This is a genomic window from Proteus sp. TJ1640 (assembly GCF_003144445.1).
GTDB classification, from domain to species: Bacteria; Pseudomonadota; Gammaproteobacteria; order Enterobacterales; family Enterobacteriaceae; genus Proteus; species Proteus penneri.
The window spans coordinates 84111-106795 of record NZ_PENY01000021.1 but is presented as its reverse complement, the minus strand read 5'-3'; the positions used below and the strand labels follow the sequence as shown (position 1 = coordinate 106795).

The following is a 22685-nucleotide window of genomic DNA, read 5'->3' as shown; positions in this document are numbered from 1 at the left end:
TTTCTCTCCGTTTTGTGCCTTCTCAGGGCCGCTTGCTCAAACGACCTCTTTTAAAATTTGTCTGATTATTAAAACTCTCTTTTTAGCCAGCCAGTGAGTTTCTTAAACAAACCACTGACAGCAGAGCGTTTCTCGGTTTCAGTTTCCTCACCAAAGTGAGACTCTTTACCGTAATGCAAAAGCCCAACCGCTGTTGAGTAGTAGGGGTCCTGCGCATAATCTGTTAGCCCGGTAATATTTAACGGTTTACCGATCCGTACTTGTGTGTGAAAAACACGTTGAGCACATTCAACAAGTCCATCAATCTGTGCAGCACCACCTGTTAGCACAATACCTGCCGCTAAATGATGCTTAATCCCTTGCTGGCGTAACTGTTCTTGAACTTTTAAAATCTCTTCATTAACAAGATTGAGCAGTTCGGTATAACGAGGCTCAATCACCTCAGCAAGAGTTTGTCGTTGCAGACTTCTTGGTGGTCTACCTCCGACGCTTGGAACTTCAACATTTTCATCTTTACCAACTAAAGATCCTAATGCACAACCATGGCGAACTTTGATAGCTTCAGCATCATTTGGCGGAGTGCCAAACGCATAGGCGATATCACTGGTTACAACATTTCCTGCATAAGGAATAACGCGGGTATGTCTTAATGCGCCACCGGTATAAATAGCGATATCCATTGTACCGCCACCAATATCAACAACACATACACCTAATTCTCGTTCATCTTCTGTTAATACAGCGAAACTTGAAGCGAGTCCCGCGAAAATCAGTTGATCCACTTTTAACCCACAGCGCTCAACTGCTTTTACAATATTCTTTGCCATATCGTTATGGCAGGTAATTAAATGAACTTTAGCCTGCATACGCACACCCGATAATCCAACTGGGTTTTTGATCCCTTCTTGATAATCAATGGCATACTCTTGCGGTATAACGTGTAAAACACGGTGTTCATCTTTTACTTTGACGGATTTCGCGGTATGAACCACGCTATCAACATCATCTTGAGTCACTTCTTCTTCTGAAATTGGCACCATACCAATCTCATTTTGGCAACTGATATGCTTGCCTGATAACGCCAAATATACTGAAGATATTTGACAGTCAGCCATCAACTCAGCCTGATCTACCGCCCGTTGCACACATTTTACGACAGATTCGAGATCATTAACGCCACCTTTATCCATGCCCCGAGATGGACAACTTCCCACCCCGATAATATTCACTACACCATCAGGCAGGATCTCACCGACAAGGGTGGCTACTTTGGCCGTACCAATCTCAAGACCAACTACTAATTTTCTGTCCGTCGCTTTGATCATTATTGTTCTGCCTTCGCCGTCATCGTGTCATCTGCCACGTCTTGTTTATTCATTCTCAAGTAATAAAGGAGCCCATCCGACTGCACCACCGCTGTCATAACGCAGATCTACGTAATCAACACGTTTATCTGTTTGTTGTTGCAGTATCGGATACAACTCAATAAAGCGAGCGATCCGTTTTTCGTTATCCTTACGTCCTAGCTCCAATCGAACATCATTGTCTAAAACTAATTGCCATCCTTGACGGGCTGACATTGACGCCGCTTTTAAATTCAGGTTACTTGCAAGAAGCTGATCTCTCATTGCGATATAACCTGATAACACCATTTTTTCACTTCCTTGAGGGCCGTATAACAAAGGATAGCTTCCTTTGTTTTCCAACTGAGTTGGCAGACTGAAAACGCGCCCTTCTTTATCAAGAAAGTAAGTATCATTCCAACGGGTAAAGGGAACATATTCTACCAGATGGATTTTAAGTTCATCAGGCCACTGTTTACGGACAGTGACTAGCCTAATCCATGGCATACGTTCAATCTGTTGCTGAATGATATTCACATCCTGTGTCATAAATGTGCCCGGCTGTCCTAAAGATAAAATGGCCTGGCGCACATCATCATTCGTTGTGTAATGCCTTTCACCCGTTAATACAAGTTTTGAAATTGGCAGACGGTCTGCGTCTTTCATCCAATTAACCACTTGTATCCCACCCCAAACGATGGTGGCAATCACACATAAGAAAAAGATTAATCCTGATAAATAAGTACCATTACTCGGTCTGTCAGAATGTTGCTTCTCTTTGTGTTCTTTTATATTTAGCGCTGCTTGTGACATATTAACCCACTAACTCCTGAGCAACGTTTAAACAAGAGAATCGCCCATCCTTTTGTCCGATATTCCAGCGATTAATGTTTTTCCTACATATATATACTTTATGAACACTTTTAGGTTTGATAATTAAATCACTAAATTGTTCAATCTGTTGAGAATTATTTACTTTAAAAGAAGAAATTGCGAATTTTTCTTCGTTTTTCTTACTTTTTAACTGAAATCTCTTCTCAACACCGATTTGAGCAAGCGAATTCTCGATCATTTTTTTCGCTAATATCGTGTTATTTTTCTCATAACACGCCATCATTACAGTGAATTTATTGACTGTTTCACGATAAATGATGTTCACTTGCTCAAACATCCGCCTTAATCCTCGCTGAAAGATGGCTGTAATTTTGTATCGGCTAAGCGACGCGCTATTTTACCAATATTTCCAGCACCTTGAACTAAAACAAGATCATTATCTGTTAATACACCCGCTAATATTGACGAAATATTAGACACATCAGAAACCCATATAGGATCGAGCTTCCCACGTTGGCGAATGGTTCGACAAAGCGAGCGACTATCGGCACCTGCAATTGGCGCTTCTCCAGCAGAATAAACATCTGTTAATAATAAAATATCAACCTGATTGAGAACTGTGGCAAAGTCTTCATATAAATCACGAGTACGTGTATAGCGATGAGGTTGGAAAATCATCACTAGACGTTTATCTGGCCATCCTGCTCTCGCTGCTTTAATCGTTGCATCAACTTCTGTTGGATGATGACCATAATCATCCACCAGCATCACTTCACCTTCTTGACCATTAACATGCTCAAGCCCGTAGTTACCTAAGAAGTCGAAACGACGTCCAGTACCTTGGAAGCTAAGTAATGCGGCTAAAATATGTTCGTCAGCAATACCTTCTTCTGTCGCTACTGCAACTGCGGCTGTCGCATTCAAAGCGTTATGGCGACCAGGTGCATTTAATACAACTTGTAAATCAGGCATACCTTCACGAGAAATCGTGAAAAAGCCCTGAGCGCCTTTTTGTTCATAATGCGTAATACGAACATCCGCATCTTCACTAAAGCCATAAGTGGTAATATAGCGACCCACTTTAGGAATAATTGAACGAATAACATCGTCATCCAAACACATCACTGCACGGCCATAGAATGGTAGATTGTGCAAAAAGGTAATAAACGTCTCTTTTAGATTGTCAAAATTACCGTGATATGTGTCCATATGGTCTGCTTCGATATTGGTAACGACCGCAACCATGGGTTGTAAATGTAAAAATGATGCATCGCTTTCATCAGCTTCAGCAATTAAATAACGACTGCAACCTAAGCGAGCATGTGTGCCAGCCGATTTAACAAGCCCACCATTAACAAAAGTAGGATCTAAACCTGCTTGCGCATAAATATTTGAAATCATTGCCGTTGTTGTGGTTTTGCCATGTGTTCCGGCAATCGCTACACCATGACGATAACGCATTAATTCAGCCAACATTTCAGCACGACGAATAACAGGAATACGTGCTTCTCTTGCTGCAATAATCTCAGGGTTTTCAGCACTGATTGCTGTCGAAACCACAACAACACTTGCGCCACGAATATTTTCAGGGCGATGATTGAAATAGACTGTCGCGCCTAAGGCAACGAGCTGTTGTGTGACTACGTTTGGTGCTAAATCAGAACCGCTGATTTCATAGCCCTCGTTAGCCAACACTTCGGCAATTCCCCCCATACCAGCACCACCGATGCCGATAAAGTGAATATGCTTAACTTTTCTCATTTCAGGCACAAACGATCTTAATTTTGCCAGTTGTTGTGTATTCACTATTTACTTCTTCACTCTAAGTTAATGGTTACAAGTTACGTTTATTTTTTTGCCACTTCGATTATTACATTTGCTACGCGCTCTGTGGCATCCGTAATCGCAACACTTTTTGCTTTTTCTGCCATCGCTAATAAGGTTTCTCTATCCCAATTTTTCAGGGTTTGTGCAATGACTTCTGGAGTTAAATCATTCTGTTCGATAATTCGAGCGGCACCCGCTTTTTCTAGCGGCAGTGCATTCCAATATTGCTGTCTATCTTTGTGCTGGAAAGGAACAAAAATAGCGGGTAATCCCGCTGCGGCAATTTCGCTAACCGTTAATGCGCCTGAACGACATACAACAACATCAGCCCATTGGTAAGCTTGCGCTATATCATCAATAAATTCAGTAACTTTATATTCAGATTTAACTGAATTTTTTGCTAATTCGTTCTGATAGCGTGTTTTTGTATCACTTTCGCCACCTTTTCCTGCTTGATGCCAGATTGTAACATGTTCACCAAGTAAACCTGCAACTATGGGTAAGGTGTGATTTAAAATTCTAGCGCCTTGGCTACCACCAATAATCAATACACGAACAGGCCCTGTTCTCTTATTTAATCGTACTGAAGGTGCTTCAAGTGCCAACACATCTTCACGAACAGGGTTTCCAACCACTGGTGCATTAGGAAATGCTCCCGGAAAAGCCTGTAATACGCGTTTCGCAATTTTCGATAGCCAGCGATTAGTTAATCCAGCGATACCATTTTGTTCATGTAAAATAACAGGTATCCCACACATCCAAGCCGCAACACCACCGGGGCCTGAAACGTACCCACCCATACCAAGCACAGCATCGGGTTGATAGCGCTTCATGATGGCACGTGCTTGAAAAATAGCTTTAATAATACGAATAGGTGCTACGATTAACGCTTTAATACCTTTACCACGTAAACCTGAGATACGAATAAATTCAATTTCGATACCGTGTTTAGGGACTAAATCGGCTTCCATTCTATCCGCGGTTCCTAACCATCGGATTTCCCAACCTTGAGATTGTAGATAATGAGCAACAGCCAGTCCCGGGAATACATGCCCCCCAGTACCACCAGCCATAACCATTAAACGGCGTCTACGTTCGCTCATTTCGGGCTCCTTACAAACGCCTGAGCTCGTGCTAGACGTGTTTCATAATCAATTCGTAATAACATCACGATGGCGGTTGACATAATAATTAAACTCGAACCACCGTAACTAATAAGAGGAAGGGTTAATCCCTTTGTTGGCAACATGCCTGCTGCTGCGCCTACATTGACCAATGATTGGAATGTAAACCAGATCCCAATAGAACAAGCTAAAAAGCCTGAAAAACGTTGTTCAAGGAGCAACGCACGTCGTCCAATTTGCATCGCGCGAAAAGCGATGAAGAATACCATTAAAAGCACTAAAACCACACCGATATAACCAAGTTCTTCAGCAAGAATAGAGAAAATAAAGTCGGTATGCGCCTCAGGCAAATACTCTAGTTTTTGCACTGAGTTTCCTAAACCTTGTCCAAGTAAATCACCACGACCAAATGCCATTAAAGATTGTGTAAGCTGGTAACCACTACCAAATGGATCTTCCCAAGGTTCTAAGAAAGAAGTAATACGTCGAACACGGTAAGGTTCAACAATAATCAACATAACAACAGCAGCAATACCTGAGCCGATAATAGCTAAGAACTGCCAAATTTTAGCACCGGCTAAAAATAACAGCGCTAATGTTGTTACGAATAAAACCACAACGGTTCCTAAATCTGGTTGTAATAACAATAAAACAGCCAGTACTAACATCACTCCCATCGGCTTACAGAAACCCCAAAAGTTATTTCTAACCTCTTCAACTTTTCGGACTAAATAGCTCGATAAATAGCAAAACAGTGCAAGTTTTGATAATTCAGCTGGCTGGAAATTTAATGGCCCCACAGCAATCCAACGTGAAGCACCATTAACTGAACTCCCGACCCCCAATACCATCAATAAAAGTAGTATCGAACCAAACAACATTAAGCTGCTATAACGTTGCCAAATTGCCATTGGGATACGCATGGTAACTAACGCAATAAAAAATGCGACAACGATATAGATGCCATCACGTTTAGCAAATAAGAAAGGATCTTCTGCGAGACGTTGACCAACAGGCATTGAAGCCGATGTCACCATAACAAAGCCGACAACCGCTAATCCGAAAGTAAACCAGAGCAAGGTGCGATCATACGGCACAAATGCTGTATTCTCAGTTTGATAACTGCCCACTAGCCACTGTTTTAATCTTCGCATTGCGAATATGCTCATCAGCCAAGCTCCCTTGCTAAACGTGCAAATTCATCACCACGCTGCTCAAAACATTTAAACTGATCTAAGCTTGCACATGCAGGAGAGAGCAACACCATATCTCCTGATTTCACAGTAGGCGCTAAGGCTCGCATGGCTTCTTCCATTGTTACTGTTAATAAAGAGACATCGGGTCGTAGATTTGCCAATGCTTGTCCATCTTGTCCAAAACAGTACAAACGTATATTGTCGCCACTGATATAAGGCAATAAAGAAGTGAAATCAGCCGACTTCCCATCACCACCTAATAAAAGATGTAATGTACCTTCAACTTCAAGTCCTCGTAATGCCGCTTCTGTACTTCCTACATTGGTGGCTTTCGAGTCATTTATCCAACGTACATTTTGGTGTGAATAAACTAATTGAAAACGGTGAGCAAGACCGTGATATGTTCCCAGTACCTCGGTTGTCGCTCTACGAGAAATACCCACGGCATCAGCAAGTGCTAATGCCGCTAATGCATTGGTATAATTATGCTGTCCTGAAAGATACATCTCAGCCGTTGAAAGGACTTTTTCACCTTTCACTTTTAAAATGCGATTTATATTATCAAGCTGATAATCACCTTGCCCGACACCAAAACTAACGCAACGATTATCTTTACCCGCTAAAGGTAACGTTAATGCATCATCTTCGTTATAAACACAGGTTTTTGCGTTATCGTAGATATGCAATTTTGCTTCACGATATTGCTCTAATCCTAACGGATAGCGATTCATATGATCTTCGCTAATATTTAATACCGTTGCAGCTGCTGCTTTTAAGCTATAAGTCGTTTCTAGTTGAAAACTCGATAACTCTAATACATATAAATCATGAGGCTCGGTTAATAAGGTCAGAGCTGGGACACCGATATTGCCCCCGACTCCAACGCGAATACCCTCTGCACTCGCCATTTCTCCTACCAGTGTTGTCACTGTGCTTTTACCATTAGAACCAGTAATCGCGACAATAGGTGCTTTGGCTTCACGGCAAAACAATTCGATATCACCAACAATTTCAACGCCATGATTTGCAGCTTCAACAAGCGCAGGTGTCGAAAGTGCAATCCCCGGACTTGAGATAATTAAATCGGCATCATTAAGCCATGCTTGATGAAAACTACCTGTATGATATTCAACGTCAGCAGGAAGCTTATCTAAGCCTCCTGGTTTTTGGCGTGTATCAATAACCTTAGGTGTAACACCTTGGCGGATAAAAAAGTCAACGCAAGAAAGGCCTGTTATTCCAAGCCCAACAACAACCACTTTTTTTCCCTGATAATTTGCCATCTTAACGTACCTTTAATGTCGCCAGACCAATAAGCACTAACATCAGTGAGATGATCCAGAAACGGACAATAACACGAGGTTCAGGCCAGCCTTTTAATTCATAATGGTGATGAATTGGAGCCATACGGAAAATGCGTTGACCACGCAACTTAAATGAGCCAACTTGTAAAATTACGGAAAGTGTTTCAACAACAAACACCCCACCCATAATGACTAATAGGAATTCTTGACGTAATAACACCGCAATCGTTCCTAATGCGCCACCTAATGCAAGAGAGCCTACATCCCCCATAAAAACTTGAGCTGGGTAAGTATTAAACCAAAGGAAACCTAAACCCGCACCGACGATAGCAGTACAGACAATCACCAATTCACCCGCATGCATCAAGTAAGGAATTTTTAAATAGCTTGCAAAATTAACGTTACCAGTCGCCCATGCAACTAATGCAAAACCCGCGGCAACAAAAACTGTTGGCATAATAGCTAAACCATCTAAACCATCGGTTAAGTTAACTGCATTACTGGTCCCAACAATGACGAAATAAGCCAGTAAGATATAAAGCATCCCCAATTGAGGCATGACATCTTTAAAGAATGGCACGACCAGCTGTGTTGCTGGCGTATCTTTGCCAATGGCATACATACTAAATGCAACAACAAGCGCTAATACGGATTGCCAGAAATATTTCCAACGTGCGATTAAGCCTTTGGTATCTTTACGAACAACTTTGCGATAATCATCAACAAAGCCAATCACACCATAGCCAATTAAAACCAGTAATACACACCAAACATAAGGGTTATCTAACCTTGCCCATAATAGTGTAGAGATGGTAATAGAGAACAGGATCATAATCCCGCCCATTGTTGGTGTACCACGTTTACTAAAATGCGACTCAGGGCCTTCACTACGAACCACTTGTCCAATTTGCATTTTTTGTAACCATGCGATGAGATGAGGCCCCATCCACAACGCAATAATTAATGCCGTCAATAAACCAACAATTGCCCTGAATGTCAGATAAGAAAACACATTAAAAAATGTATGGTATTTAACCAAATATTCAGCTAGCCAAACTAACATTCAAAGCACTCCTTTAATGCGTTCACGATATCTTCCATCGCGGAGCTTCGTGAACCTTTTACTAAAACTGAAACAACATCATGCTGCTGTAATAATGGAATTAATTGAGCAAGTAAGTCGGCTTTAAATGCAAAATGCTGACCACCTTGATTTTCATCACTAATGAAATGGCTGTGCTCCCCAACAGTAAGGACGCTATCAATCCCTACATTGTGAGCAAAACGCCCCACATCACGGTGACATTTCTCTGAGTCTTTACCTAACTCAGCCATATCTCCCGCAACAAAAATCTTATATCCTGGCAATTGAGATAAAACTTGTAAGCCCGCGATCATCGAGCCATCATTCGCATTATAAGTATCATCTAACACCATTTTCCCTGTGGTTAACTCCACAGGGTACAATCTTCCTGGTACTGCTTTTAATGTCGATAAACCAAGGCGAATATCTTCAAGTGTTGCCCCAGCAGATAACGCAAGTGCGCTTGCAGCCAAAGCATTCGCGATATTATGACGCCCCGGTAACGGAAGCGTGACTTCAACACAACCTTCTGGTGTGTGTAAGGTGAAGTTTGTGATGAATTGCTTAACTGCGATCTCGGTAGGATAAAAATCTGCGTTGCGTTGTGCAGATAAAGAGAACGACCATTTTGTTTGGCGCGCATTTAAATGGTGTTCCCACAGAGGTAAGTCATTACTATCAAGATTAATAATGGCTGTGCCTTGCTCTTTTAAATGCGTAAAGATTTCACCTTTTGCCTGAGCAATTCCTTCCAGTGAGCCGAAACCTTCGATATGTGCAGAAAATAGGTTATTTACCAACGCACTATCTGGTTTCACCATATTTACGGTATAGGCAATTTCACCAATATGGTTTGCACCTAATTCAATAACCGCAAAACGGTGTTCAGGTGTTAAACGAAAAAGTGTTAAAGGCACACCAATATCATTATTTAAATTGCCATGGGTATATAAGGTTTCGCCGCAATGACGCAAAATAGATGCGGTCATCTCTTTAACAGACGTTTTTCCGGAAGATCCTGTCAGCGCAACAATCTTAGCGTGGCTGAGCGAACGAATATGCGCAGCAATCGCCCCCATTGCTAGATGTGTATCTTTCACAATGATTTGCGGACAATCAACATCAATTTCACGATTAACTAAAACCGCAACAGATCCCTTTTCTTTTACATCAGCAATAAAGTCATGAGCATCAAAACGCTCACCAGCTAATGCAATAAACAAACAATCTTCATCAATTTTACGGCTATCTGTTGAAATCGATTTGATAATAAGTTGGTCTGCTTGGTTTTGAGCGATATTGCTCAATTTACCTTTGGTAATTTGTACAATATTTCCTAAAGATAGAGGGATCACGCTATCACCCCCAATAACCGAGCAACGGTTAATCTATCTGAATAATCAAGGCGACGTGAGCCAACCAACTGATAATCTTCATGTCCTTTACCTGCGACTAAAATCATATCATTGGTATCCGCTTGCATAATCACGTTAGTGACCGCTTCAGCTCGGCCTTCAATAGCTATCGCACGACCAGGGTCCATTAAACCCGAAAGAATATCTTGAATAATGGCTTGTGGCTCTTCACTACGTGGATTGTCATCAGTGATAACAACTTTGTCAGCCAGCTCTTCTGCCACTGCCCCCATTAGTGGGCGCTTACCTTTGTCTCTATCTCCACCACAACCAAATACACACCACAATTTGCCTGTACAGTGTAAACGAGCAGCTTGAAGTGCTTTCTCTAAAGCATCTGGAGTATGGGCATAATCGACAATAACTGTAGGGCGATTATTCGCGCTAAATACTTCCATGCGACCGCAAACAGGAGTCAATGAAGATGAAGCATTTATCACCGCATTTAATGGGTATCCTAATGCCAATAATGTCGCTAAAGCACATAAAAGATTACTGACATTAAAAGCGCCCATAAGTGGGCTTTCAATTATCCCTTCACCCCAACTAGAACTAAAGTGGATCGTTGCGCCCGCATCATGATAATTAATACGAGTTGTTTTAACAAAACGACCTTGCCAGTTTTGTGGCAAGGTGTTCTCCATTGTCACAGCAACAGCGTCAGGTAAACGAGATAACCATTTTTGACCAACGGCATCATCCGCATTAATAATTTTTTCACCACTATGATGAGTGGAAAAGAGTAACCATTTTGCTTCTTCGTAATTAGCCATATCACCATGATAATCAAGATGATCACGGCTTAAATTCGTAAATACACTCGCCACAAAAGGCAACGCACTGACACGACCTTGAACTAAACCATGAGAAGAAACTTCCATCGCTGTCAATGTCGCGCCTTGATTTAATAATTGCTGTAACTCTAATTGAATATCAACCGCAGAGCCTGTGGTGTTCATCGCAGGAACAACATGATCTAAAAGCCCGTTACCAACGGTTCCCATCACAGCACTTATTTCACCTAAACCTTGCGCCCACTGTGCTAACAATTGTGTTGTTGTCGTTTTTCCGTTAGTCCCAGTAACACCTATCAGCTTCAGCTTTTCCGCGGGTTGATGATAAAAATGTCCCGCTAACTTTGATAACTTGGCATTAAGATTATCAATATAAACAATTGGAATACCGTGGCTTTCACGGATTTCACCATGCGTTGCAACATCTTGTGCTTCCGCTAATACTGCTGAAACACCTTGAGCAATTGCTTGAGGAATATAGCGTCTACCATCAGTTTCATGACCTTTAATGGCGATAAAAAGATCACCACTCGCCGCTTTTCGGCTATCGAGTGTCATGTCTTTGAGCATCAATGATGGTGCTTGTATCCCGAGTGCCCCTAATAGGTCACTTAAGTTAGGATCGGCCACTTGTATCCTCTTCTTTTTTAATTACAAATTCATTTTTATCGTCTGGCGTCAATGCATCAGGTTCTACGTTCATTGTGCGTAAAACTGCGCCCATGATTGAGCCAAACACCGGTGCGGATACTGCGCCCCCATAATACTTACCAGCTTTAGGTTCATTGATTATCACAACCAACGCAAAGCGAGGGCGACTTGCAGGCGCAACACCCGCTGCATAAGAGATATATTGATTGATATATTTTCCGTCTGGCCCTACTTTTTTCGCCGTACCTGTTTTAATCGCGATGCGATACCCTTTAATAGCCGCACTTACACCGCCACCGCCAGGCAATGCAACACTTTCCATCATATGCACGACAGTTTTCATTACTGGCTCAGGAAATACGCGCGTTCCGGGTACAGGAGGGTCAACTTTAGTAATAGAGAGTGGACGGTAAATACCAAAACTACCAATCGTTGCATAGACACGCGCTAATTGTAACGGTGTTACCATTAGCCCATATCCGAATGAGAAGGTGGCCCTTTCAAGATCGGACCACCGTTGTTTTTTTATTGGAAATATGCCACTACTTTCACCAACTAGCCCCAAGTTAGTTGGTTTGCCTAATCCAAACCGTGAATAAACATCCACAAGTTCAGATGCAGGCATCGCTAACGCTAGTCGTGAAACACCAACGTTACTCGATTTTTGTAATATTCCTGTTATCGTTAGCTCATTATATCGCCCTACATCTTTGATTTGATGTCCGCTAATACGATAAGGAACAGTATTAATAACACTATTTTCTTGAATGATATGATTATGAAGTGCACTCATCACAACCATCGGTTTTACAGTGGAACCAGGTTCAAAAATATCGGTAATAGCACGATTACGCATCGCATCTTTAGGTGTACCCGTTAAATTATTTGGGTTATACGACGGACTGTTAGCCATCGCCAGCACTTCACCGGTATTTACATCAACTAAGACAGCAGTTCCTGATTCAGCCTTATTCTTAATAACCGCATTAGTTAATTCGCGATAAACGACAGATTGCAAACGTTCATCAATACTTAACATCAGATTATGAGCTGCTTGGCTGTCTGTTTGAGCGATATTTTCAATAACACGATTAAAACCATCTTTACGAACAACACGCTCACCTGGGGCACCTGTCAGCCACTGATTAAAACTTTTTTCAACCCCTTCAATACCATCACCATCAATATTTGTTACACCGATGATGTGAGCGGTTACTTCACCTGATGGATAATAGCGTTTTGATTCTTGGCGCATATTAATCCCTGTGATTTTTAGCTTACTAATATAATCACTAATTTCAGGATTAACTTGGCGAGCCAAATAGATAAAACGAGCAGAAGGCGTTGCAACAATTTTTTGCTCGATTTGATTCACCGGCATTTTCAGTGCATCAGCAAGTGCTAACCAACGAGAGTCCGTCATATCGGGCTTAGCATCTAATACAACTTTAGGATCAGCCCAAATGGCGAAAACCGGCACGCTAACGGCAAGAGGTCTGCCCATTCTATCGCTGATCATACCTCTTGCTGTTGGGACTTTTTGCACACGTAGAGAACGCATATCCCCTTCACGAATAAGGGGATCTGGATTAATAATCTGTAAATAGGCAACACGGATTAATAGCGCGACTAAAGCGATACCAATACCACCGCAAAGCAACGCAAAACGCCAACTCACAAACCCTGTTTTTTCTTCAGGCTTGCGTAGTTTGGCATTTGACTTTGTTTTTGCTTTCGCTTTTGCCGAACGTGAAAATTTCATACTTGCCTTAATTATTTAGTCACCACGATGTTCTCTTTTGTTGGATCAACATGGATCATCCCCAAGCTATCACTGGAAAAACGTTCAACTCGGCTATGATCTGCCAGTGCGTTTTCTTCAAGAATGAGATTGCGCCATTCGATCTCCAATACGTTTTTCTCCAGCACTAAACGCTCTTTCTCTGCTGTCAATAAACGCGTTTTATGTGCTGTTGTTACGACATAAACCGCAGAAATAATCACAGCGATCAGTAAAAATACAGGTAATTTGCCATGACGCAGTAAATCCTGCCCTATAACTCTCGGTAGTGAATGTCGTTCGGTAGACATTTATTCCTCAATACGTTGTGCTACACGTAATACAGAGCTTCGTGCCCGTGGATTTTCTTCAACTTCTACGCCTGTCGGTTTCATCTTATGAATACTTGATAAGCGAGCACTTCCTAACTCTTTTATCTGCGCTTCTGTGAGAGGAATACCCGCAGGGACAACAGGCCCCTTGCTCTCATCTCGAATAAAACGCTTCACCAATCTGTCTTCTAACGAATGAAAACTAATTACTGACAAACGTCCTTCAGGTGCTAAAACAGAAACCGCACCTTTTAATGCTTTTTCAATTTCATCTAATTCACTATTAATATAGATGCGAATTGCCTGAAAACTTCGTGTTGCTGGGTGTTTATGTCGCTCTTTTACCGGGCTTGCATCGCTAATTAAATCAGCCAATTGCTTGGTTCTAGTCAAAGGCTCTTCTGTTTTATTACGTGCAACAATGGCACGAGCGATACGCTTAGCAAAACGCTCTTCACCAAATGTTTTTAATACCCATGTAATGTCGTCTTCTTCTGCTGTCATTAGCCATTGCGCAGCAGATTGCCCTGAAGTGGGATCCATACGCATATCAAGTGGCCCATCTCGCATAAAAGAAAAACCACGTTCAGGATCATCAAGCTGAGGTGAAGAAACGCCTAAATCCAGCAAAACACCATCAATCTTCCCAGCTAAACCTAACTCATTGACATACTGTTCAATATTTGAAAAAGGCCCATGAACAATAGAAAATCGTACATCATCAATTTCATTTGCAACTGCTATGGCTTGAGGATCTCTGTCTATCGCAATCAATCGTCCTTGCTCCCCTAATTGCGATAAAATTAGGCGCGAGTGACCTCCACGACCAAATGTTCCATCGATATAGATACCTGAAGGCTTAATATTCAGCCCATTCACTGCCTCATCCAGTAATACACTGGTATGACTAAAATTATTTGTTGTCATTATTTAAAGTGATAAATCCAATAGTCGTGTCGATAACGGTTCCTGTGAGGTTTGCTCGGCTACAATGTCTTTTTCGATCTGTTTGTACCAGATCTGTTCATCCCACAATTCAAATTTATTGAATTGACCGACTAACATGACCTCTTTTGTTAACCCCGCATGCTGTCTTAGCGTACTAGCTAACAAAAGACGTCCTGCGCTATCCATTTGGCATTCGCTGGCGTGACCTAATAACAAACGTTGAACTCGACGTTCCGCAGGGTTCATGGAGGACAAAGCCGCTAATTTTAACTCAATCTTTTCCCATTCTGGAAGGGTATATAGCAATAAACATGGCTGGTTGAGATCAATGGTACAAACCATTTGACCTTCAGAAATCTCACCCAGCGTTGTTCGATAACGGGAAGGAACTGTTATTCGCCCTTTGCTGTCAAGATTAACGAGAGTTGCTCCACGAAACATCCTCATTACCCCAGCGTTATAATTTACACCACATTATCCCACAAATCCCCACAAATAGAGTTTACGGATGGTATGAAAACGTTGTCAAGCCGGATATAGGAAGCTTTATTTATATTTACAGTAAATTGATAAGCACACAGAAATGTTCAAATGATCGACAAAAAGAAAAAGGGGAATATTAACACTATGATTAATAGAGGTTATTTTTTAAATTCTATAAACAATCACGAAAAGTAATTATTTATAGCGATTACAAGTAAGAAAACCAGATAAAGAAATCATAATAAGTAAATCATGATTTTTATGATAAAAAACTAATTTATTGCAGTTCATTTACCTTTGGCCAACATAATAATTTGGGGGCGCTTTTATATAAGCAATAATAGCAAGACGAGAAAAAATAATTCAATATCATAAAGATAGTTATTTATTTTTTTTTATATTTTTCAAAATAAAATTAATTACTCATTAAATTTAAGCAATACCACTTATAGATAAGTCAAAAATTAATCTACTAACCTAGCAAATTTCGAAAAACAGTAAAAAGATGTTTAAGATTAATCTCAAATTTAATATTCTCTAGGCAATTCGACATTCTTAAATCCAATAACTCATCCCCGCTTTAATTTAATAAAACGGGTATGAGTATAAACGTAGATAATTACCAATAAAGTGAGAGCAATTAACGAGTACGTCCTAAACTACCTCGACGACATAAATCACGACGAATACGTGTAATTCCTGCTTGTGGTTTTTGTTCTTCTTCAAGACTCGCAAGCACAAGTTCTAATACACGTTCAGCAATATCACGATGTCGCTGAGCAACAGATAAAACAGGACACTCAAGGAAATCCAATAACTCATGATCACCAAAAGTCGCAATAACCAATTGCGTTGGTAAACGACCACTACGTTGTAATGTCACATCCATAACCCCTTGTAATAAAGCAAAAGAGGTAGTGAATAGCGCATCAGGCATTGGATTGTTATTTAACCATTCAGAAAAAGCAGCCGCTGCAGCTTCTCGTTCATAGCTATTTGCATATAAGTAGGTGACTTCTCTAAGATCATCTTTCCATACATTACGGAAACCTTGTTCACGTAAAAAACTCACAGAGAGTTCAGGAAGTGCGCCTAAATAGAGTACAGATTGCGAAGGAAATGCTTTTAATTCTGTTGCCAACATTTTGGCATCTTCTAAGTCATCGCCAACAACACTGATAAAATGTTCACTTTCTAATGCTCGGTCTAACGCAATAATTGGTAATGAACGATTTGCCCAACGCTGATAGAAAGGATGCTCTGGTGGCAACGCAGTTGAAACAATAATGGCATCAACTTGACGTTGCAGTAAGTGCTCAACACAACGAATTTCGTTGTCTGGTTGGTCTTCTGAACAGGCAATCAATAATTGATAACCGCGTTGACGCGCTTGCCGTTCAAGGTAATTTGCAATCCTGGTATAACTGGTGTTTTCCAAATCAGGAATAACCAAACCGATAGAACGCGTACGACCAGCACGTAATCCCGCGGCAACAGCGTTCGGGTGGTAATTATGCTCTCTGACCACCGCCATCACTTTTTCGACAGTCTTGTCACTTACACGGTACTGTTTCGCTTTACCATTAATGACATAACTTGCTGTTGTTCGTGAAACACCAGCCAAGCGGGCGATTTCATCCAGTTTCACATTAGCCTCTTTTAATTATTAAATGTGTTATTTATTACATATTGCTATAAATTTCAGTCATCATGCTGATCTGAGTTTGCATTTTAACACAATTTACTGATAAAACCGTATGCGTCAACGTTTCCGTTTATGTCTTTTATCAATTATTTCAATCATCGTTATCTATCAATATGTAATTTTAAAAGAAAAAAGCACCAATCAGGTGCTTTCTCATCAATTAAAACTAATCTTGATACATTGATTCGATTTCGTTTCGATAGCGTTCAGAAATAATTTTACGGCGAAGTTTTAATGTTGGTGTTAATTCACCAGATTCCATCGAAAAACCTTCAGCAAGCAATGTAAAGCGCTTAACTTGATGAAAACTTGAAAAGTTTTTTTGCATTTCACGTAAACGTTCATCAAACAGCTCTTTAATTTTAGTATGACGTAATAATTCGATGCGATCATGATACTTCAGATTTAATGCTCGGGCATGTTCTTCAAGAGCATCAAAACAAGGCACAATTAGTGCAGAAACAAATTTACGCGTATCAGCAATTACCGCAATATGCTCAATAAAGCGATCTTGCCCTAATGTTCCTTCGATCATTTGTGGCGCAATGTATTTACCATTTGACGTTTTCATTAAATCTTTTAAACGTTCTGTGATAAATAACATACCATCACTATCAAGTGCGCCTGCGTCTCCAGTGCGTAACCATCCATCTTCTGTAAAGGCAGCTGCAGTATCTTCCGGCTTATTAAAATATCCTTTCATGACAATGCTGCCACGTACTTGAATCTCGTTTTCTGCACCAATTCGCACTTCAATGCCCGGCAATGGGGTACCAATAGAACCTAACTTATATTTATTCTCTTCCCAGCATGAAACTGTGGCACAAGTCTCTGTCATACCATAGCCATATTTAATATTAATACCGGTGGCCAAAAAAAAGCGGATAACAGCATCATCTAAACGAGCACCAGCTGCAGGTAAAAAGCGAACTCGCCCACCTAAGATTTGACGCAATGGATTTAACACTTTTTTATCTGCAAAGCGATAACATAAGCGGGAAATAAAGCCCTGTTGGCGCTGATTCAGTTGTGCTTCACGCCTTTTTTCACCCTGCTTTATCGCCCATTTAAAGATAAGTTGACGAAATACTGAAGCTTGAGACACTTTATCTTGAATAGCGCTATACACTTTTTCATAAAAGCGAGGAACAGCACACATCACAGTAGGTTTAACCTCACTCATTGCTTCTCTAACAGCATGAGTGTCCGTTAAATAGACGTTAACCGCGCCTGTATGCATGACATAGAAGCTCCATGCGCGCTCAAAAACATGAGAAAGAGGTAAAAAACAGAGCGAAACATCTTTATCAGATAATGAGAGACGCTCATCATGTAGATAAAGCTGTGATGCTAGGCTTGTGTAGTCGAGCATCACGCCTTTAGGTTCACCGGTGGTGCCTGATGTATAAATCAGAGTAAACAGATCATCTAAACTGCATTCATTAATACGTTGCTTTAACACGTCATCATGCTGAAAATGCGTCTGATTAATTAAATCTTCCAGATAGCACGAAGGTGTATTTGCGTTTAACACAACATCGGAGTTAAACACAATAACATGTTCAAGCTGAGGACATAACGCTAATAATTCAGAAGCAATATCATATTGCTTCTGGTCACCAACAAAAAGAATGCGAATATTCGCATCATTTAAAATGTAAGTGGCTTGTTCAACACTACTTGTTGCATAAAGAGGAACGGTTACTGCGCGTAGTTGCAAAGAAGCAATATCAGCTAAAGACCAATCAATGGTATTTTGAGAAAAGATCCCAATATTTTCTTGAACATCTACACCCATTTCTAACAATGCATTTGAGAGCGCGTGTGTTTTCTTTTCAACCAACGCCCATGACATTTCGATATTGCGCTTAGCATCCCACTGACGATAAGCAATTTTATTCCCGCTGTGTAAAAACTGTTTTTGCAATCGTCTAATTATATGATAATCATGAAGATTATTATTATTTATCATAATTTTCCTGCTATTTATGGAAAAGCGACCCTGTTCTGAAACCGAAATAGAAAAAATGTCTCTTTTACAATTTCAGCTTACACTTGTTCGCTGACTCGAATAAAAGTCTAAGTGATCCGCCAAAATAAAGGAATTCAATTTTACATAAATTTGTAAAATTGTGAGTTATGAAAAGTTTTGTCAAAAAAGGCTATCCCATCATAGTGAGAAAATGAATTATTGTGTTCTTATTTTTTATGGAAAGCTAAAAAGAAAAACTGATAAATAACAATAGGTAATTATAATAACTTAATCAATGACAATATAAAGAGGGGGATATTATTGCAAAAAAACAAGCCTAACCTAGTTATAATACGAATAAGAGTCATTATTACAAAGAAAGGGCAAAAATAGTGACAGCAATCCAATTGGGTTTACTTAACTGTATAAACGCCATTTTGATCATTAGCCGAATAACTAATGTTATCTGCCACTATTTCTGCATAATTAGTAATAAATACTAATTATGAGCAAAAAAACTCTAGTTTTGACAAACTTCGCTTAGTAAATTTTTCATCCATAAATGGCCTTTATCGCGCGCAGTTGACTCGTGCCAAATCAAATAACATGGACTCGCTATTTTTTCCCAAGGTAACGACACGGCTTTAATATCTAATTGTTCAGAATAATTCTCAACTAACCATCTTGGTGCAATAGCAACTAAATAAGTTCTAGATACAATATTTAATACACTATTTAAATCTGTTCCTTGATAAGTGATTAAATCTTCCAATTGAGTATCTTTATAATAAGGTGCACTAAATGAACCAATATCATCTAAAGAAACAATCGAATGTTGCTCATTTAATAACATTTCTTTGGTCACACTCTCTTTAATACGAGGATGTTTATTAGAAACAACCAAAACAACTTCGTCATTAAATAGTGGTTGTGAATGAAACTCTGCCTTTTCAAATTCCTTATAGCTAATAAAGAATTCAATCTCTTGGTATTTTAATTGATGTTCTATATTACTATTTAAATAAGACTTAATATTAACATTAATATTAGGCGTTTCATTTTTAATTTGTTCAACTATTTTGGGTGCTAGTCTTATATCGAGAGGACTACAAATAGATAAATTAAATATACGTTCACTTTGTTCTGGTTCAAATCCTGCGCCAGGAAGTTCGTTATGAACCAATTGTAAAGCTTGTCTGACTGGACCAAAAAGTTGTTTAGCTCTTAATGTAGGTTGAATTCCTCGTCCATAGCGAACAAATAATTCATCATTAAACATAACTTTAAGGCGAGATACAGCATTACTTACTGCGGGTTGTGACATGCCCAGTACTTGTGCAGCACGGGTAACATTTTGCATTTGCATAACAGCATCAAATACCGTTAATAAATTAAGATCAACATTACGTAAATGCATATCTGCTGATTCTCTACTGGTAACTGTTGCTGATGTGTAATCCGTCATTTCTTACTCCACTATGTTATCATAATAGACAAACAAATATTATTAACCAAGAAATCATTAATAATAGATAGGCTTTAACTATTACTTAAACTATTTATTAAAATTTATTATTCATCATCCATGCATACAACTAAACACATAAATTTCATATCAATAAAAAAATACATTTCATATAAAAATAAAATTGATATTGAAATTACATATCTAGGAAATGATTATATCAATATATATTACAACCTGTTTTACTTTCTGCCTTGCAAATAATAAAACAAAGTATGATAAAAATCATAATAAAATAGTGCACCTTCATTCCTAAAATAGATATCCGATATCTATTTTTTATCATAATACAATGATTTTTATTCTTACATTCAAAACGTTGCTCACATTTATCAATCATCCCCTCCCTAACACCCTCTTTTTTATCAATCAACCAGCTGATTAAAAAAAAAGCAAACAATCGTTTAATTTTTCATTTCACTCTTTTTTAAACAATGTACGGAACATTAACCCAATCAATGATTTGCTGATAGTCATAATCATTAGTAAAAATTTAGATATTAGTCAGAATCACTTTGGAAAATTTATAAATAACACGGCTAAATGATTTTAAAAATTTCAACGCTTGACATCTTTATTGGTATTATGTATCAATAAATACAGATTATTGAGAACCTATCTAAGGATGTTTCATGTTGAACGCAATTTTACTATCAAGCCTACTACTACTCGCAACTTTTATGCGCGGTCGGCTTATGGGTAAAAAGTGAAACACACCTGCCCTTAGAGAGAAAACCCGCGCTAATCGCGGGTTTTTTTATACCTGGGAGAGCGCAAACAGCAAATAAAAAAAGAAAGGAACAGATTATGAGCAATGACGTGATTATTTTTGATACCACATTAAGAGATGGCGAACAAGCATTGCAGGCTAGCTTAAGCGTAAAAGAGAAGTTACAAATTGCTTACGCCTTAGAACGCTTAGGTGTGGATATCATTGAAGCGGGCTTTCCTGTTTCTTCTCCAGGTGATTTTGAATCCGTACAAACTATTGCGCGCGAAATCAAAAACAGTCGCATTTGTGCATTAGCACGCTGCGTTGATAACGATATTGATGTTGCAGCAGAGTCCTTAAAAGTCGCAGAAGCTTTTCGTATCCACGTATTCTTGGCAACCTCGGCATTGCATGCTGAACATAAATTGAAGAAATCGTTCGAAGATATTATTGAAATGGGCGTAAACGCAATAAAACGAGCTCGTCGCTATACCGATGATGTGGAATTTTCTTGCGAAGATGCGGGTCGTACTCATATCGATAATTTATGTCGAATTGTTGAAAGCGCAATTAATGCTGGCGCAACCACCATTAATATTCCAGATACCGTAGGCTATACAACGCCTTATCAGTTTGGAGGCATTATCACCAATTTATTTGAACGTGTTCCCAATATTGATAAAGCCATTATTTCTGTTCACTGTCATGACGATTTGGGCATGGCTGTTGCTAATTCGATTACTGCGGTACAAGCAGGTGCAAGACAAGTAGAAGGGACGATTAATGGCTTAGGCGAACGTGCAGGTAACTGCGCATTAGAAGAAGTCATTATGGCGATAAAAGTCCGTGAGCAAATGATGAATGTTCAGACACGGATTAATCACAAAGAAATTTATCGTACCAGTCAATTAGTCAGCCAATTATGTAATACGCCAATTCATGCTAATAAATCTGTTGTTGGCTCCAATGCATTCGCGCATTCATCAGGTATTCACCAAGATGGTGTTTTGAAGAACCGTGAAACTTACGAAATCATGACTCCGGAATCTATCGGATTAAAAGAAGTGCAATTGAATTTAACTTCTCGCTCAGGTCGTGCAGCTGTTAAACATCGCATGGAAGAGATGGGTTATCGCGAAACTGATTATAACTTGGATACTTTATATTCTGCCTTCTTACGTTTGGCAGATAAAAAAGGCCAGGTCTTTGATTACGATTTGGAAGCTTTAGCATTTATGGGACAACAACAGCAAGAACCTGATGAGTTTGTAATGAATTATTTTAATACTCAATCTGGTTCATCAACCGTTGCTACCGCAAGTGTCAGTATTACTCATGGTAATAAAGAAATTACTGAAGCGGCAACGGGTAATGGCCCTGTCGATGCGGTTTATCAAGCCATCTCTCGTGCAACAGGTTATCCATTGAAATTAGTCACTTACCAATTAACAGCTAAAGGCGAAGGTAGAGACGCTTTAGGGCAAGTTGATATCGTCGTTGAATACCAGGGACGTAAGTTTCATGGAATGGGCTTAGAAACGGACATCGTAGGTTCATCCGCAAATGCCATGATCCACGTTATTAATAGCATTTGGCGCTCAGAGCAAGTCGAAATAGAAAAACGCAAACAACATACAACACAAGAAGCGGTTTAAT

At 39.7% G+C, this 22685-nt stretch carries 18 protein-coding genes; 1 reads left to right on the top strand and 17 read right to left on the bottom strand.

The features are described from left to right. Positions 1 to 68 precede the first annotated feature (68 nt). The 17 genes from ftsA to leuO all read right to left on the bottom strand — a co-directional run bounded on the left by ftsA (position 69) and on the right by leuO (position 20257). On the bottom strand, positions 69 to 1325 hold the full coding sequence (gene ftsA, locus DK861_RS07955) for a cell division protein FtsA (RefSeq protein ID WP_006533748.1): 1257 nt from the start codon (positions 1323 to 1325) through the stop codon (positions 69 to 71). A 45-nt stretch (positions 1326 to 1370) separates the two neighbouring features. Beyond that, positions 1371 to 2156 (bottom strand): cell division protein FtsQ, encoded by a 786-nt coding sequence (ftsQ, locus tag DK861_RS07950; protein WP_109399769.1) that lies wholly within the window; start codon positions 2154 to 2156, stop codon positions 1371 to 1373. A 1-nt stretch (position 2157) separates the two neighbouring features. Further along, positions 2158 to 2514, bottom strand: coding sequence for a hypothetical protein (locus DK861_RS07945; protein ID WP_109399768.1), 357 nt, complete (start codon positions 2512 to 2514; stop codon positions 2158 to 2160). 5 nt (positions 2515 to 2519) lie between these two features. Beyond that, on the bottom strand, positions 2520 to 3983 hold the full coding sequence (gene murC / locus DK861_RS07940; RefSeq protein WP_006533751.1) for a UDP-N-acetylmuramate--L-alanine ligase: 1464 nt from the start codon (positions 3981 to 3983) through the stop codon (positions 2520 to 2522). Between the two features lie 41 nt (positions 3984 to 4024). Then, positions 4025 to 5107 carry an undecaprenyldiphospho-muramoylpentapeptide beta-N-acetylglucosaminyltransferase gene (gene murG, locus DK861_RS07935; protein WP_109399767.1) on the bottom strand — a complete coding sequence of 361 codons (1083 nt, stop codon included), beginning with the start codon at positions 5105 to 5107 and terminating at the stop codon, positions 4025 to 4027. Then, the gene (gene ftsW / locus DK861_RS07930; RefSeq protein WP_072063381.1) at positions 5104 to 6297 is read right to left on the bottom strand and encodes a cell division protein FtsW; all 1194 of its coding nucleotides are present in this window, start codon (positions 6295 to 6297) and stop codon (positions 5104 to 5106) included. The genes murG and ftsW overlap by 4 nt, the downstream gene beginning before the upstream one ends. Next, positions 6297 to 7607, bottom strand: coding sequence for a UDP-N-acetylmuramoyl-L-alanine--D-glutamate ligase (gene murD, locus DK861_RS07925; RefSeq protein WP_109399766.1), 1311 nt, complete (start codon positions 7605 to 7607; stop codon positions 6297 to 6299). Before murD ends, ftsW begins: the two co-directional genes overlap by 1 nt. Position 7608: 1 nt before the next feature. Continuing rightward, positions 7609 to 8691 (bottom strand): phospho-N-acetylmuramoyl-pentapeptide-transferase, encoded by a 1083-nt coding sequence (mraY, locus tag DK861_RS07920; protein ID WP_109399765.1) that lies wholly within the window; start codon positions 8689 to 8691, stop codon positions 7609 to 7611. Continuing rightward, positions 8685 to 10067, bottom strand: coding sequence for a UDP-N-acetylmuramoyl-tripeptide--D-alanyl-D-alanine ligase (murF, locus tag DK861_RS07915; RefSeq protein WP_109399764.1), 1383 nt, complete (start codon positions 10065 to 10067; stop codon positions 8685 to 8687). Before murF ends, mraY begins: the two co-directional genes overlap by 7 nt. Continuing rightward, positions 10064 to 11551 (bottom strand): UDP-N-acetylmuramoyl-L-alanyl-D-glutamate--2,6-diaminopimelate ligase, encoded by a 1488-nt coding sequence (gene murE, locus DK861_RS07910; RefSeq protein WP_109399763.1) that lies wholly within the window; start codon positions 11549 to 11551, stop codon positions 10064 to 10066. The genes murF and murE overlap by 4 nt, the downstream gene beginning before the upstream one ends. Beyond that, the gene (gene ftsI / locus DK861_RS07905; RefSeq protein WP_109399762.1) at positions 11538 to 13334 is read right to left on the bottom strand and encodes a peptidoglycan glycosyltransferase FtsI; all 1797 of its coding nucleotides are present in this window, start codon (positions 13332 to 13334) and stop codon (positions 11538 to 11540) included. Before ftsI ends, murE begins: the two co-directional genes overlap by 14 nt. 11 nt (positions 13335 to 13345) lie before the next feature. Beyond that, on the bottom strand, positions 13346 to 13663 hold the full coding sequence (gene ftsL / locus DK861_RS07900; protein WP_082147328.1) for a cell division protein FtsL: 318 nt from the start codon (positions 13661 to 13663) through the stop codon (positions 13346 to 13348). Next, positions 13664 to 14611, bottom strand: coding sequence for a 16S rRNA (cytosine(1402)-N(4))-methyltransferase RsmH (gene rsmH, locus DK861_RS07895; RefSeq protein WP_109399761.1), 948 nt, complete (start codon positions 14609 to 14611; stop codon positions 13664 to 13666). 3 nt (positions 14612 to 14614) lie between these two features. After that, entirely contained in the window at positions 14615 to 15073 is a 459-nt protein-coding gene (gene mraZ, locus DK861_RS07890) for a division/cell wall cluster transcriptional repressor MraZ (RefSeq protein WP_072063386.1), read from the bottom strand. Between the two features lie 682 nt (positions 15074 to 15755). Beyond that, the gene (gene cra / locus DK861_RS07885) at positions 15756 to 16763 is read right to left on the bottom strand and encodes a catabolite repressor/activator (protein WP_109399760.1); all 1008 of its coding nucleotides are present in this window, start codon (positions 16761 to 16763) and stop codon (positions 15756 to 15758) included. Positions 16764 to 16986: 223 nt separating this feature from the next. After that, entirely contained in the window at positions 16987 to 18792 is a 1806-nt protein-coding gene (locus tag DK861_RS07880; RefSeq protein ID WP_109399759.1) for a long-chain fatty acid--CoA ligase, read from the bottom strand. 520 nt (positions 18793 to 19312) lie between these two features. Further along, the gene (gene leuO, locus DK861_RS07875; RefSeq protein WP_109399758.1) at positions 19313 to 20257 is read right to left on the bottom strand and encodes a transcriptional regulator LeuO; all 945 of its coding nucleotides are present in this window, start codon (positions 20255 to 20257) and stop codon (positions 19313 to 19315) included. 867 nt (positions 20258 to 21124) lie between these two features. Here leuO and leuA point away from each other — a divergent pair. Further along, the gene (gene leuA, locus DK861_RS07865) at positions 21125 to 22684 is read left to right on the top strand and encodes a 2-isopropylmalate synthase (RefSeq protein WP_006533771.1); all 1560 of its coding nucleotides are present in this window, start codon (positions 21125 to 21127) and stop codon (positions 22682 to 22684) included. Position 22685 lies beyond the last annotated feature (1 nt).